Source organism: Neisseria sp. P0020.S003, assembly GCF_051957095.1.
Lineage (GTDB): Bacteria > Pseudomonadota > Gammaproteobacteria > Burkholderiales > Neisseriaceae > Neisseria > Neisseria subflava.
On record NZ_JBQCWU010000022.1, the window covers coordinates 1 to 14,502 of the forward strand.

Annotated in this window: 13 protein-coding genes and 1 pseudogene; 7 read left to right on the forward strand and 7 right to left on the reverse strand. The window is 50.4% G+C overall.

What is annotated here, in order from left to right:
- From ACTHTQ_RS09945 to ubiT, 4 genes and pseudogenes are all read left to right on the forward strand, one after another.
- Nucleotides 1-270: pseudogene (locus ACTHTQ_RS09945) on the forward strand (integrase core domain-containing protein); the annotation flags it as partial.
- Nucleotides 271-619: 349 nt separating this feature from the next.
- Entirely contained in the window at nt 620-1,627 is a 1,008-nt protein-coding gene (gene ubiU, locus ACTHTQ_RS09950; RefSeq protein WP_040564456.1) for a ubiquinone anaerobic biosynthesis protein UbiU, read from the forward strand.
- Nucleotides 1,628-1,639: 12 nt separating this feature from the next.
- Nucleotides 1,640-2,557: a U32 family peptidase gene (locus ACTHTQ_RS09955; protein WP_440363817.1), complete on the forward strand. Its 918-nt coding sequence runs from the start codon at nt 1,640-1,642 to the stop codon at nt 2,555-2,557.
- Nucleotides 2,544-2,984 carry a ubiquinone anaerobic biosynthesis accessory factor UbiT gene (ubiT, locus tag ACTHTQ_RS09960; protein ID WP_003756427.1) on the forward strand — a complete coding sequence of 147 codons (441 nt, stop codon included), beginning with the start codon at nt 2,544-2,546 and terminating at the stop codon, nt 2,982-2,984. The genes ACTHTQ_RS09955 and ubiT overlap by 14 nt, the downstream gene beginning before the upstream one ends.
- 262 nt (nt 2,985-3,246) lie before the next feature.
- On the opposite strand, the gene mpl is transcribed toward ubiT, so the two are convergent.
- Complete coding sequence (gene mpl / locus ACTHTQ_RS09965) at nt 3,247-4,623, reverse strand: UDP-N-acetylmuramate:L-alanyl-gamma-D-glutamyl-meso-diaminopimelate ligase (RefSeq protein ID WP_250589887.1); 1,377 nt, start codon at nt 4,621-4,623, stop codon at nt 3,247-3,249.
- Between the two features lie 181 nt (nt 4,624-4,804).
- Here mpl and ACTHTQ_RS09970 point away from each other — a divergent pair, with 181 nt between their 5' ends.
- Nucleotides 4,805-5,086: a BCCT family transporter gene (locus tag ACTHTQ_RS09970; protein ID WP_283120952.1), complete on the forward strand. Its 282-nt coding sequence runs from the start codon at nt 4,805-4,807 to the stop codon at nt 5,084-5,086.
- Nucleotides 5,001-5,324, forward strand: coding sequence for a BCCT family transporter (locus tag ACTHTQ_RS09975; protein WP_440363818.1), 324 nt, complete (start codon nt 5,001-5,003; stop codon nt 5,322-5,324). The genes ACTHTQ_RS09970 and ACTHTQ_RS09975 overlap by 86 nt, the downstream gene beginning before the upstream one ends.
- Here ACTHTQ_RS09975 and ACTHTQ_RS09980 read toward each other — a convergent pair.
- Both ACTHTQ_RS09980 and ACTHTQ_RS09985 read right to left on the reverse strand, forming a co-directional pair.
- Complete coding sequence (locus ACTHTQ_RS09980; protein WP_440363819.1) at nt 5,295-6,413, reverse strand: low temperature requirement protein A; 1,119 nt, start codon at nt 6,411-6,413, stop codon at nt 5,295-5,297. The genes ACTHTQ_RS09975 and ACTHTQ_RS09980 overlap by 30 nt on opposite strands.
- A gap of 25 nt (nt 6,414-6,438) precedes the next feature.
- Complete coding sequence (locus ACTHTQ_RS09985; protein WP_440363820.1) at nt 6,439-7,200, reverse strand: aldo/keto reductase; 762 nt, start codon at nt 7,198-7,200, stop codon at nt 6,439-6,441.
- Here ACTHTQ_RS09985 and ACTHTQ_RS09990 point away from each other — a divergent pair.
- Nucleotides 7,186-7,437, forward strand: a complete 252-nt coding sequence (locus tag ACTHTQ_RS09990) for a hypothetical protein (RefSeq protein ID WP_440363821.1) — start codon at nt 7,186-7,188, stop codon at nt 7,435-7,437. The two genes, ACTHTQ_RS09985 and ACTHTQ_RS09990, sit on opposite strands and share 15 nt — an antisense overlap.
- Before the next feature lie 230 nt (nt 7,438-7,667).
- On the opposite strand, the gene ACTHTQ_RS09995 is transcribed toward ACTHTQ_RS09990, so the two are convergent.
- From ACTHTQ_RS09995 to aceE, 4 genes are all read right to left on the reverse strand, one after another.
- Nucleotides 7,668-8,006, reverse strand: a complete 339-nt coding sequence (locus tag ACTHTQ_RS09995) for a P-II family nitrogen regulator (protein WP_003683576.1) — start codon at nt 8,004-8,006, stop codon at nt 7,668-7,670.
- Between the two features lie 89 nt (nt 8,007-8,095).
- The gene (gene lpdA, locus ACTHTQ_RS10000; RefSeq protein WP_440363822.1) at nt 8,096-9,880 is read right to left on the reverse strand and encodes a dihydrolipoyl dehydrogenase; all 1,785 of its coding nucleotides are present in this window, start codon (nt 9,878-9,880) and stop codon (nt 8,096-8,098) included.
- 77 nt (nt 9,881-9,957) lie between these two features.
- Nucleotides 9,958-11,571: a dihydrolipoyllysine-residue acetyltransferase gene (aceF, locus tag ACTHTQ_RS10005; protein WP_440363823.1), complete on the reverse strand. Its 1,614-nt coding sequence runs from the start codon at nt 11,569-11,571 to the stop codon at nt 9,958-9,960.
- Nucleotides 11,572-11,720: 149 nt separating this feature from the next.
- Nucleotides 11,721-14,384, reverse strand: coding sequence for a pyruvate dehydrogenase (acetyl-transferring), homodimeric type (gene aceE / locus ACTHTQ_RS10010; RefSeq protein WP_440363824.1), 2,664 nt, complete (start codon nt 14,382-14,384; stop codon nt 11,721-11,723).
- Nucleotides 14,385-14,502 lie beyond the last annotated feature (118 nt).

Sequence of the window (14,502 nt, forward strand, 5' to 3'; positions counted from 1 at the left end):
GAACGGGATTGGTCAAAAGTTTACCCGGGTTGCCCGTCCGCAGACCAACGGTAAGGCGGAACGGGTTATCCGCACCCTGATGGAGATGTGGCATGAGAAACAGTTGTTTGACAGTCCGGAACACCGGTGAAAGGAGTTGTGCCACTTTGTTAATTTCTATAACACTGTGAAGCCGCACCGCAGTTTGAACGGCGATACGCCGTTTGAGGTCTTGCAGGCTTATTTTTCTCAACCTGTGGTGTAAACAACGCAACGTTTTCCTACAAATAATAGATGAGTGTTATTTGGGTATTACTAAAACGTTTTTCGTAAATATAGATTTTAAATTGGTACATGATAAAAGGTCGTCTGAAACAGGTTTCAGACGACCTTTTATTGTAAAAATCTATAAATTTAATAGATAATAACTATTCTCATATTATCAAGCTAGAAAAGATAACCCGCTGATTAACTTGATATTTTATATGGTTAAATTATGTTAACTAAAACATACGCTATCCAAACCTGATTTCACAGTTGATTTAAATCATAATGTCTTGTGTCCAAATCTCTAAAATACCCGAAATCATATTAGATATTGATTTTCGAATAACAAACTACAATAGTCGAGGAACGCAAAATGCCGAAAATCCCTGAGTTGGTTTGTCCTGCCGGTAATCTGCCTGCTTTGAAGACGGCGGTGGACAATGGCGCTGACACAGTTTATATGGGGCTGAAAGATGCGACGAATGCGCGCAATTTTCCGGGACTGAATTTCGATATGAAATCTGCGCAGGAAGGGGTAGCTTACGCCCATGCGCGCGGCCGCAATGTGTTGATGGCAATCAATACTTTTGCCCAGGCAGGGCAAATCGAGCGGTGGCATCGGGCTGTCGATACGGCGGTGCAACTGGGGGCGGACGCGATAATCGTTGCCGACCCTGCGATTATGGCTTATGCCGCCGAGCGTCATCCTAATTTGAGGCTGCACATGTCGGTGCAGGGTTCGGCGACCAATTACGAAGCCATCAATATGATGAAGGAACTGTTCGGCGTCCGCCGTGCCGTGTTGCCGCGCGTTTTAACGGTCGATCAGGTCAAGCATGTGATTGACAATACGGATGTAGAAATCGAAGTGTTCGGTTTCGGCAGTTTGTGTGTGATGGTAGAAGGGCGCTGCATTTTGTCGAGTTATGCGACGGGTGAATCGCCGAATATGCAAGGCGTGTGTTCGCCGGCGAAGGCCGTGCGCTGGGAGCAGCTGCCCGACCGCATGAACGTGCGGCTGAACCAAGTATTAATCGACCAGTACAAGCCGGACGAACCGGCAGGCTATCCGACCTTGTGTAAAGGCCGTTTCGAGGTGAACGACGAAACCTATTACGCACTGGAAGAGCCGACCAGTCTGAATGTTTTGGAAATGCTGCCCGAACTCATCAAAATTGGTGTATCCGCCATCAAAATCGAAGGCCGCCAGCGCAGCCCGATGTACACGGCGCAGGTTACCAAATCGCTGCGGCAGGCTTTGGACGCGGCCGCTGCCGATCCGGCTCATTTCAAAGTCAATCCGGTGTGGAACAACGCGCTGAGCAAGGTTTCGGAAGGTCATCAGACAACCTTGGGCGCATACAGCCGTCCGTGGAAATAAGGGGGAGGGAAAATGAATCCGATGAAACTATCGCTGGGGCCGGTCTTGTTTTTCTGGCAGAAGGAAGCCCTGCTGGAATTTTACACCGCCATGCTGGATGCGCCGGTGGACACCATTTATCTGGGCGAAGTGGTGTGTTCGCGTCGCCAGAAAATGCGTTTTGCCGACTGGGTCAGCCTGGCGGAAGATTTGGCGGAAAGCGGCAAAGAGATTATTTTGTCGTCGCAGGTGCTGCTGGAAAGCGAATCCGATTTGAAACGCCTGCGTAAAATCACGGGGCAGGACAAATTCAAAGTCGAAGCCAACGATATGGGCGCGGTCAAATTGGCGCGCGAACACGGTATTCCGTTTGTCGCCGGCGCCAGCCTGAACATTTACAATGAAAGTACGCTGGCATTGTTTCAGAAACTTGGCGCATACCGCTGGATTGCGCCGTCCGAGTTGAGCCGCGACAAAGTTGCTGAAATTATCAAGGCTTCAGACGACATCGAAACGGAATTGTTTGCTTGGGGCAAAATGCCTTTGGCGTACTCTTCACGCTGCTTTACCGCGCGACATTACAACCTGAACAAAGACGGCTGCGAATTCCGCTGCTTGGATTACGAGCAAGGTATGGACATGAATACCCGTGAGGGCAAGCCGTTTTTAACCATCAACGGCATCCAAACCATGTCTTACGGCTGCCAAAACCTGCTGCCGCACCATGAGGATTTGCGGCAAATCGGCGTGAACATGCTGCGCCTGTCGCCGCAAATGCACGGTATGGCGGAAATCATCCGTATCCACCGCGATGTATTGGACGGCAAAGCCGCCCTGGCGGACGCGCTGCCCGAATTGGAAAGACTGACTACCGGCACGCTGGTGGACGGCTATTGGCACGGCCAGCCGGGTATCGAAGCCGTGAAGGAGGAATATTATGGCGTTGCCTGAAATCGTATTGCCCGCATGGGCGGGAAAAATCGGCGGCAAACTGCCGGGCAGGCCGCCGCGCTTCGCTTTGGTTTTTGCCCTCAACACCATGCTCAAACGCGGATTGCTGCCCGCCGACATGAGCCTGTTTGACGGCCGCACCTTTGAAATCGACGTATTGGACGCGGGCATCAAGGTGCGTTTCACCGCCAATGCCGAAAAATTTATCGATGCGGACTTCTTCGGCACGCCCGATTTGCGCCTTGCCGCCAACGGTATCGACTTTATGCGCATGATGATGCGCGAGGAAGATCCGGATACTTTGTTTTTCAACCGCAAACTGCAAATTGAAGGCGATACCGAACTGGGGCTGATTACCAAAAATCTGCTCGACAGCGTGGACTGGCCGTTCGGCGATTGGTTTTTGAAACGGCAGTTGTCCGATTGAATGCCGGTTCGTGCAAGAATGAAGCAAAGCATTTATCCATTAAGCTTATGATTTAAAAATAAAATATCCAATATCTTTTACAAAATTCCCAAATCCCTAAATTTCTACCAAGGTATTTAGGGATTTGGGAATTTGTGTTTGGATTTTGGCCACCGGGTAAAAAGGTATTTTGCAAAAGTCTCAATCCACAACAAAAAGGCCGTCTGAAAACCAAATTCCGGTTTTCAGACGGCCTCAATCATTTAAAACTTTCAACAAACTCTTATTTCAACGCTTCCAACAGCTTTCCGTGTATTCCGCCGAATCCGCCGTTGCTCATGATCAAAATATGGTCGCCTGCTTCGGCATTTTTCACAATTTCAGCAACAAAGGTATCGAAGTCTTTGCCGACGTGCAGCTTGCCGCCCAAAGGCGCGAGTGCCTCGGCAACGTCCCAGTTCACACCGCCGGCGTAGCAGAATACTTGGTCTGCATCGTTTAAGCTTGCGGGCAGGGCAGCTTTCATGGTGCCGAGTTTCATGGTGTTGGAACGCGGCTCGAGGACGGCGAGGATGCGGGCGTTTCCGACGCGTTGGCGCAGGCCTTCGATGGTGGTTTCGATGGCGGTCGGGTGGTGGGCGAAGTCGTCGTAAACGGTGATGCCGTTTACCGTGCCTTTAATTTCCATACGGCGTTTGACGTTTTTAAATGCACTCAAAGCTTCGCAGGCCGTCTGAATATCGACTCCGGCATGACGCGCGGCGGCGATGACGGCAAGCGCGTTCATGCGGTTGTGTCCGCCCATCAAATCCCATGCGACGTGTCCGGCTTTTTTGCCGTCAAGTAACACGTCAAACGAGCCGTCGACATTGACTCCGCCGACCTGCCAGCCGTGTTCGGTGCCGAATTTTTCCACCGGCGTCCAGCAGCCTTTGTCCAAAGTGTCTTGCAGACTTTGCTGCTGTCCGTTGCAGACGATTAAGCCTTCAGACGGCACGGTGCGCACGAGATGGTGGAACTGGGTCTGTATCGCGCCCAAATCGGCGAAGATGTCGGCATGGTCGAATTCCAGATTGTTTAAAATGGCGGTACGCGGACGGTAATGTACGAATTTGGAGCGTTTGTCAAAAAAGGCAGTGTCGTATTCGTCGGCTTCGATAACGAAGAATGGGGATTTTGAATTAGGATCTTGGCGCGGCGTTTGCGGCAGGCGGGCGGAAACGCTGAAGTTTTCCGGTACGCCGCCGATGAGGAAGCCTGGCGCGAGTCCGGCATATTCCAAGACCCATGCCAGCATAGAGGCGGTAGTCGTTTTGCCGTGTGTTCCGGCTACGCCGAGTACCCAATGATGGTGCAACACGTTTTCCGACAGCCATTGCGGGCCGGAAATATAAGGCAGGCCGCGGTTCAAAATCGCTTCAACCACATCCATGCCGCGTTTGGCAACATTGCCGATAACGTAAATATCGGCTTTAAATTCGTCTAATTGAGCGGCATCAAAACCTTCGTGTACGCCTATACCTAAGGCTTCAAGCTGGGTGCTCATCGGCGGATACATCTTCGCGTCGCAACCGCTGACTTTAAAACCTGCTTCTTTGGCAATAGCCGCTACGCCGCCCATAAATGTACCGCCGATACCGATAATGTGGATGTGTTTCATGATAAGACCGTCTTGGGAATGAATTAATTTTAAAGCCGTCATTATAACGGAGTTTGGATAAAGGGGTCGTCTGAAAAGTAAAGCGGCAATAAGAATAGGGGAGAGATAGGGAGGATTGAATCTTAATAGGGAATTTTTAGGTTATAGTTGCTACTGAAATATTTATACTTTGGGCGCTGTGTTGCCGATTGAAAAAGGTATGAAATGGCTGGGCGATATGACTGTAGTTCTGTCTTTGCTCATGCTGGTGTTTGTTTTCTTGGTTGACCCGACTCACTACTTCCTCAGCAACTTGGTTGTCTCTATCGGTAATATCCTTACTCAAACCGTTCACCATTCTTTCGAGCTGTACTTGTTCCACAACCGCGATTGGTCTAATGGCTTACTGGGTATGGTGGATTACTTGGGCACCATTTGTGGGCGTGTTCTTAGCGAAAATTTCCAAACGCCGTACTTTGCGTGAATTCGTGCTGGCATCCATTATAGTACCAGTCGGCTTCCTCGTGATTTGGTTCTCCGTATTCTCCGGCTTCAGCCTGCTTGATACTGTTGAAGGTACTGGACGCTTGGCAGAAATTGTCAATAAAGGCGACTACGAAGGTACATTCTATTACCTGCTCAATATGCTGCCTCTGTCTTTCGCAACCAAACCGTTGACCGTTATCCTGTTCTTAGGTTTCGTGGTTCTGGTTTGTTTGTGAAAGTTGTCGGGTGCGACGTTCAAAATACACTGTTGCCATGGCAATCGCAGCGGTCATCAATGCCGTTGTGGTTAAGATAACAAGGGGCTGCGGCGGTAAAACGGCGGCCAGCCCTGCGTCGATAACGAATAAGGTCGTCTGAAAAATCCAAAGCCGTTGCGGTCGGCGGTGTTCGGGCTTGTTGTACGGCGTGTTGGCGGCACCCCCGAGATAAAACACGCCCAAACCGAGCCACAGCATTCGGACGGACTCAGCGGTAGCGGTGCTGTTTTGGTGCAGCCAAGCCAGTGCCACCGTTACCAAAGCGATGCCGATCAGTACGGCATAATGGCTGTACGAGGGCAATGCGCCCGAGTTTTGCGCTTTGTGTTCGTCGATAAAATAGGAAAACTGCATCACATAAACCGTAAACATCGCAAACAGAATCACAATCACGGGCAGTGCGCCGATTTCAAACTTCGCCACGTGGAAATAAGGGGCGATGTCGATCACGGTTTCGCCGAAAAAAATAATCACCAGCCCGTTTAGGCGTTCGAGTAGATGCGGAAAATTCACCGCAGGTTGCTTGTGGCTGACAAAGGTGGGCAAAATCCAACCCAAACCGAAACCGCCCAGCGCAACCCACTGTCCGATATGGGCGGGAAACAACAGCGAACCGAGCACCATCGCCGCCGTCAATCCGCGCAATCCCGCCACCAGCTTGATTCTGCGGCGTTGTTCGGGGGAAGCGTGGCGGGCAAGCTGCAACAGATATTGCAGGCAGACACTGCCGACCAGTAGCCCCAGCGCAAGATTAAACGGCACAAAATTCGCCAGCCAGTCGCTGCCCACCGCATTGGACAAAAACAGCAGCAAAAACATATCGGCAAACAAAAACAGCCGATCCCGCCAAGAGTTGTCGCCGAAGCGGTTGATGTAAATGCTCTGGTATAACCAAACGGTAAACAGAATCACCAGCGAAATCAGAAACGTGACGTAATCGGCTTCGTCGGCGTGGTGCACCAGCTCGGTGGTGCGGGACAAAGCATATACAAACACCAAATCATAAAACAGCTCGTGCAGCCCGACTTTTTTCTCTCCGACAGGCATAAGCCCTCCGGTTGTGATGAATAACTTAGTGAGGAATAACAGTTTTTACCGACAAGTACCATTGACTGGGCAGCTTAAAAATAGCTCTCGTCAATGTCCATTTTGCCCAGTTTTGGTTAATGGCGTGCAATTTGTCCGCAGTCAGGCGGATTCGCAGTGCGCCGAGGTTTTCCGCCAAGCGGTGTTTTTTGGTGGTGCCCGGAATCGGTACGATAAAGGGCTTTTGCGCCAGTTCCCACGCCAACACGATGTGCGCGGCGGTGGCGGATTTGGCGGCGGCGAGCTCGTGCAGCAAGTCCAACACAGACTGGTTTTTCGTCATCACATCCGCCGAAAAACGCTTCATCGTGCGGCGGAAATCGCCTTTGGCGTATTGGGTCTGCGCGTTAAAACGGCCGCTTAAAAAGCTGTTCCCCAGCGGGCTGTATGCCACAAAGCCGATATGGTTAGCTTCGCAAAAAGCAAACAATGCTTTTTCGGGGGCGCGGAACACCATGGAATATTGGTTCTCCGTGGCGGTAATGGGCGTAACGGCGTGGGCGGCGGCCATATACTCAATCGGCGTGTTGGACACGCCCCAATGATGGATTTTGCCTGCCTTAATCAATTCGCCCATTACTTCCGCTACCGCCTCGGCGGGTACATTCGGGTCAATGCGATGCTGGTAATACAGGTCGATGTAGTCGGTTTGCAGATTGCGTAAGGATTCGTCCACTTGCTTGCGGATGGATTCGGGGCGGCTGTCCAGCACATTCTCCACGCTGCTGGCGGAATGAGTTTGCCCCACAATGCCGATCCAACCGTAGGCGACAACAGTACGGTAGTAAATTTTGCTTTTGCACCGACTTCAGTAGGCGGCTTGGGCATCAACTACACAATCACGCCGGAAGGCTGGTTGTATACGGCAAGCCATACTCAAGCGCAACAAGAGAAAGTCAACATATTCGTCAATGCTCTGAAAGTAGGCGGAAAAATCTGCTCGAATTTCTTAATGCTTGATAATGTGAGATTTTTGGTAGATTGAACCTAAGTCAATCATAGAAAACGGATACATAAAATGCTGCTTGTTTGATAAGCGGCATTTTTATTATCTATGGTTTCTATGTTTATTCAGGCTGGCAGTGATGGTTTGATGTCTTAGAAAAGTTGTGGCTGTAATTGTGAAAATAATGCCGTCTGAAAAATAAGTTCTGAGCAAACCACGCTACGACTTATTTTCAGACGGCATTTGTCTTCTGTATTTTACGATTTCTATTAAAGTGCTGCTTCTGAGCGTTCTCCGGTACGAATACGGATCGCTTCTTCAACGGGATAAATAAAGATTTTACCATCACCGATTTTGCCGGAATGCGCGGTTTCTAAAATGGCGTCTACAGCCTGATCGACTTTGTCGTCAGCCAATACCAATTCAATTTTTACTTTAGGCAGAAAATCGACTGCGTATTCCGCGCCGCGATAAATTTCCGTATGGCCTTTTTGGCGGCCGAAACCTTTGACTTCGCTGACAGTCATGCCGGTAATACCGATTTCAGTCAGGATTTCGCGTACATCGTCGAGTTTGAAAGGTTTGATAATAGCTTCGATTTTTTTCATATTGAGTCTCCTTATTTGCGAAAAGGCCGTCTGAAACATTCAGACGGCCTTTGTTCCATCAAGTTCGTTCAAATTTTATTTGAGTGAACTTATTTCTTTTTCTGAGCCGGCAGGTCGGTACATACGCCCAATGCCACTTCCGCAGCCATACCGATGGATTCGCCGAGGGTTGGGTGTGGGTGGATGGTTTTACCGATATCGGCTGCATCACAGCCCATTTCGATGGCCAAGCAGATTTCGCCGATCATATCGCCGCCGTTAGGGCCAACGATACCGCCACCGATGATGCGGCCGGTTTCAGCATCAAAAATCAGCTTGGTGAAACCATTGTCGCAACCGTTGGCAATCGCACGGCCGGAAGCAGCCCATGGGAAGTTGGCTTTGGTGATTTTGCGGCCGGAAGCTTTGGCAGACAACTCGGTTTCGCCAACCCATGCCACTTCAGGAGAGGTGTAGGCAACGCCTGGAATAACGCGCGCGTCGAAGTAGGCTTTGTGGCCGGCACAGTTTTCAGCGGCAACGTGGCCTTCGTGAACGGCTTTATGCGCCAACATCGGTTGACCGACGATGTCGCCGATAGCGTAGATGTGCGGCACGTTGGTGCGCATTTGTTTGTCCACTTCGATGAAGCCGCGGTCAGTTACGGCAACGCCTGCTTTTTCAGCGCTGATGAGTTTGCCGTTAGGCGCACGACCTGCGGCAACCAATACGGCATCGTAACGTTGTGGCTCTTTAGGCGCATTTGCACCTTCGAAGGTAACGTAAACGCCGTCTTCTTTAGGTTCGACAGCAACGGTTTTGGTGTTGATCATGATGTTGTCAAAACGGTATTCGTTTTGTTTTTGCCATACTTTAACCAAGTCGCGGTCTGCGCCTTGCATCAGGCCGTCCATCATTTCAACAACATCCAGGCGAGAACCCAGAGTGCTGTAAACCGTACCCATTTCAAGGCCGATAATACCGCCGCCGATGATCAGCAGTTTGCCCGGTACTTCTTTCAGAGCCAAAGCGCCGCTGGAATCGATGATGCGTGGATCTTCAGGAATGAAAGGCAGTTTGGTTACGCGGCTGCCTGCTGCAATGATACAGTTTTTGAAGGCAACGATTTTTTTCTCGCCGGTAGGAGTCGCTTGCTCGTACACGTCGCCGGTGGTCAGCGACACTTCCAAGTGGTGCGGATCTAAGAATTGGCCGTCGCCTTGGATAACGTCCACTTTACGGCCTTTGGCCATGCCTGCCAAACCGGTGGTCAGGCGGGAAACCACGCCGTCTTTGTAGGCACGAAGCATGTCGATGTCGAGTTCAGGCTCTGGGTATTTGATACCGTTGGCAGCCAAGTGACGTACTTCATCGATTACGGCAGCGTTGTGCAACAGCGCTTTGGAAGGGATACAGCCGACGTTCAAGCAAACGCCGCCCAAAGTTTTGTAACGTTCAACGATGGCAACTTTCAAGCCTTCGTCAGCGGCGGCAAATGCAGCAGAATAACCACCAGGGCCGCCACCCAATACGACTACGTCGTATTCGGCATCGGCAGAACCGCCGAATTGAGCAGCTTGAGGAGCAGGAGCGGCTGCTTTAGGCGCTTCTTGTGCAGGAGCGGCAGGTGCTTCGGCTTTAGGAGCAGCAGCTGCACCTTCGGCCTCAACGACAACAATCAAACCGCCTTCGGAGATTTTGTCGCCGACTTTAACTTTAACCTCTTTGACTACGCCTGCAACTTCGGCAGGTACGTCCATAGTCGCTTTATCGGTTTCCAAAGTAATCAGGGTATCGTCCACAGCAATGGTATCGCCCACATTTACTTCAACCGCAATAATATCTACATTTTCGTGACCGCCAATGTCGGGCACTTTCAATTCAACTAAGCTCATGTCTAATCTTTCTGAATGATGTTCGGACTTCTTTTTTCAGACGGCCTGTCTATTCAGGCCGTCTGAAAATGCTCGGATTACAGAGTAATGCGGCGGAAGTCTTTCAACAGGTTAGCCAGGAATACGGTGAAGCGCATACCGGCGGCACCGTCGATGACACGGTGGTCAAAGGACAGGCTCAACGGACACATCAGGCGAGGAGCGAACTCTTTGCCGTTCCAAACCGGTTTGATTTGGGATTTGCACACGCCCAAGATAGCAACTTCAGGAGCATTCACGATTGGCGTGAAGCCTGTACCGCCGATACCGCCCAAGCTGGAAATGGTAAAGCATGCGCCTTGCATTTCTTGAGGTTTGAGCTTGCCTTCGCGGGCTTTTTTAGACAATTCGGTCAGCTCTTGGCTGATTTGTTTCAAGCCTTTTTGATCTACGTCTTTGATGACTGGAACAACCAAGCCGTTTGGCGTGTCGGCAGCGAAACCGATATTGAAGTAGTTTTTCAGCACCAAGTTGTCGCCATCCAGAGAGGCGTTGAATTCAGGGAAGGCTTTCAGCGCAGCAACAGAGGCTTTAATGATGAACGCCAATGGGGACAGTTTCACGCCTTCGCGTTCCCATTCTTTGTTCAGCTGTTTGCGGAATTCCTCCAATTCGGTCATGTCCGCTTCTTCGTGTACGGTAACGTGAGGAATCACAACCCAGTTGCGAGACAGGTTTTGACCGGAGATTTTCTTAATACGAGACAGTTCTTTAACTTCGATGCTGCCGAATTTAGAGAAGTCCACTTTAGGCCATGGCAACAAGTCCAGACCACCGCCCAAAGAGGCAGCTGCAGGTTTGCCTGCACCGCTTTGCATAACGGATTTAACGAAGGCTTTAACGTCTTCGCCCATGATACGGCCTTTCAGACCGGTACCTTTGACTTGACCCAAATCTACGCCCAATTCGCGCGCCAGTTTACGGGCAGAAGGACCTGCATGCGCTTTTGCAAATGCAGCTTCGTCGATTTTGGCAGCAGTAGGCGCAGGAGTAGTAGGTGCAGGCGCAGCGGCTGGTGCAGCAGGAGCCGGAGCGGCAGCTGGTGCAGGTGCGGCAGCTTGAGCGACAGGAGCTGGAGCTGCTGCAGCAGAGCCGGCAGTTTCTACTTCGATAATGGCGGAGCCTTCGGATACTTTGTCGCCAACTTTCAGGAATACGGCTTTAACCACACCGGCTTCGGTACATGGTACGTCCATGGTGGCTTTGTCGGTTTCCAAAGTAATCAGGGTGTCGTCAACGGCAACAGTGTCGCCGACTTTAACTTCAACGGCAATAACATCTACGTCAGAGTGGCCGCCGATATCAGGTACAACAACTTGTACGGTAGCGCCACCGGCAGGAGCGGCTGCAGGCGCAGCAACTGGAGCAGCAGGAGCTTCTGCTGCAGGAGCCGGAGCGGCATCAGCAGCGGCAGCACCGGTGTCAACGGTCAGAATCACGCCGCCTTCAGAGATTTTATCGCCCACTTTAACTTTAACTTCTTTCACGACGCCGGCTGCATCAGCAGGTACATCCATAGTGGCTTTGTCGGTTTCCAACGTAATCAGGGTGTCGTCAACGGCAATAGTGTCGCCTACTTTAACTTCTACGGCGATGATGTCGACGTTTTCATGGCCGCCGATATCAGGGACTTTGATTTCTACAATACTCATTTGAGTTCCTTCAATATTTTTCAGTTTGATGCCGTCTGAAAACTGTTTCACACGGCATCGGTACAGTTTGTTTGTTTAAACCATTCAAGCATTCGGTTTTCAGACGACCTGATGTCTGAATGAAGCAAGCAGGCCGCCTGAAATATCGATTAGCGTTTCCAGCTAGGAGCTGAATCGGCTTTGATACCATATTTTTCAATGGCTTGTTGAACGGTTTCTTTGCTGACTTTGCCTTGCTCTGCCAATGCGCTCAATGCAGCAACGGCAACGTTGTAGCGGTCAACTTCAAAGAAGCTGCGCAGGTTGGCACGGCTGTCGGAGCGACCGAAGCCGTCAGTGCCTAAGACGTGGTAGTCGTTAGGGATGTAGGCACGGATGCGGTCAGCATAGCTGCGGATATAGTCGGTAGCGGCAATTACTGGGCCGTCATGACCTTGCAGTTGAGAAGTAACAAACGGTACTTTTGCAGTTTCCAAAGGATTCAGGCGGTTGAAGCGTTCTGCTTCGATAGCGTCGCGATGCAACAGGTTGAAAGATGGGCAAGACCAGATGTCTGCTTCTACGCCGAAGTCGGCTTTCAACAATTCAGCACCGGCAATGACTTCTTGCAGAATGGTACCAGAACCCATCAATTGAACTTTCTTGTCGCCTTTGCCGCCGGCTTTCAGCAGGTACATACCTTTCAGGATGTTTTCTTCTGCGCCTTCAGGCATATCCGGGTGAGCGTAGTTCTCGTTCATCAGGGTGATGTAGTAGAACACGTCTTCGTTATTGGCATACATACGGCGCAGACCGTCTTGAACGATAACGGCTACTTCGTATTGGAATGTCGGGTCGTAAGAAACGCAGTTTGGAATCAAATCTGCTTGAATATGGCTGTGGCCGTCTTCGTGTTGCAGACCTTCACCGTTCAGCGTTGTACGGCCGGCAGTACCACCCAACAGGAAGCCGCGTGCGTGCATATCGCCGGCAGCCCATGCCAAATCGCCGACACGTTGGAAACCGAACATAGAGTAGTAAATGTAGAAAGGAATCATCGCAAAGTTGTTGTTGGCGTAGCTGGTTGCAGCCGCGATCCAGTCAGCCATTGCGCCTGGCTCGTTAATACCTTCTTGCAAGATTTGACCGTCAACAGACTCTTTATAGAACATCAGTTGGTCTTTATCTTGAGGGGTGTATTGTTGACCTTTAGGGTTCCAAATACCATATTGGCGGAACATACCTTCCATACCGAAAGTACGGCTTTCGTCAGGAACGATAGGTACAACGCGTTTGCCGATTTTTTTGTCTTTCAGCAGAGTAGACAGGATGCGTACGAAAGCCATGGTGGTTGAGAATTCACGGTCACCACTGGATTTCAGTTGGGCATCAAATGCTGACAACTCAGGCACTTCCAGAACGTCTTGGGTAGGGTTGCGTTTAGGCAGGTAACCGCCCAAAGATTCACGGCGTGCGTGCAGGTATTTGTATTCTTCGCTGTCAGGAGCAAAAGTCAGGTAAGGCAGGTCGCCACTGTCGATTTGCTCGTCAGTTACCGGAATGTCAAAGCGGTCACGGAATTGTTTCAGAGACGCTTTGTCCATTTTTTTGGCTTGGTGGGCAACGTTTTGACCTTCGCCGGATGCACCCATACCGTAACCTTTAATGGTTTTCGCCAAGATTACAGTAGGTTTACCGTCTGCGTGGTTCACAGCGCGGTCGTAAGCGTTGTACACTTTTTGAGGGTCATGACCACCACGGTTCAATGCCCAAATTTCGTCATCAGTCATATCGGCGACTAATGCTTTCAGTTCAGGCGTATTGAAGAAGTGTTCGCGAACGTATGCACCGTCTTTGGATTTGTAAGTTTGGTAGTCACCGTCCAAGCACTCTTCCATACGTTTGCGCAGGATACCATCTTTGTCTTTTGCCAAGAGGCGGTCCCAGCGACGACCCCAGATGACTTTCACAACATTCCAGCCGGCGCCGGCAAAGTTGCCTTCCAGCTCTTGAATGATTTTGCCGTTACCGCGTACTGGGCCGTCCAAACGTTGCAGGTTACAGTTGATAACGAATACCAAGTTGTCCAAGCCTTCGCGTGAAGCCAGAGCAATAGCACCTTGGCTTTCAGGTTCGTCCATTTCGCCGTCGCCACAGAATACCCATACTTTACGGCCTTTGGTTTTAGCCAGACCGCGAGATTCCAAGTATTTCAGGAAGCGTGCTTGGTAAATTGCCATCAATGGGCCAAGACCCATAGATACGGTTGGGAATTGCCAGAAGTCAGGCAACAGGTGAGGGTGAGGGTAAGAAGGCAGACCTTTGCCGTCAACTTCTTGACGGAAGTTGTTCAGCTGGTCTTCAGTCAGACGGCCTTCAACAAAAGCGCGTGCGTAGATACCAGGAGCAACGTGGCCTTGGAAGAATACCAAATCGCCTTCTTCGCCTTCGCCTTTAGCTTTCCAGAAGTGGTTGAAGCCGACTTCGTACATAGTGGCGGCTGATTGGAAAGATGCAATGTGTCCACCCAATTCCAAATCTTTTTTACCCGCGCGCAAAACGATAGCGGCAGCGTTCCAACGAACGAATGCACGGATGCGGTGTTCGATGTTTTGGTCGCCAGGGATGCCTTTTTCATCTTCAACGGAAACGGTGTTCAAGTATGGAGTAGTGGTGCCGTGAGGCATACGGATGCCTTTGTCACGGCTGTATTTGACCAAACTTTCCAGCAGATACTGGGCGCGCTCGCTGCCTTCATATTCTAAAACAGAGCTTAACGCGTCTAACCATTCTTTGGTTTCAATTGGGTCAACATCGTGTAATTGGGTGGACATAATATCTATCCTTGTGTTGAGTGTTTTTCAATGACGGAGTATTACTCCGATATTTTCGTTTGCGAACATATGTGAGTTAAAAACGAAAATTCCTAGAGTCAAATTCGAAAAAAGCTTT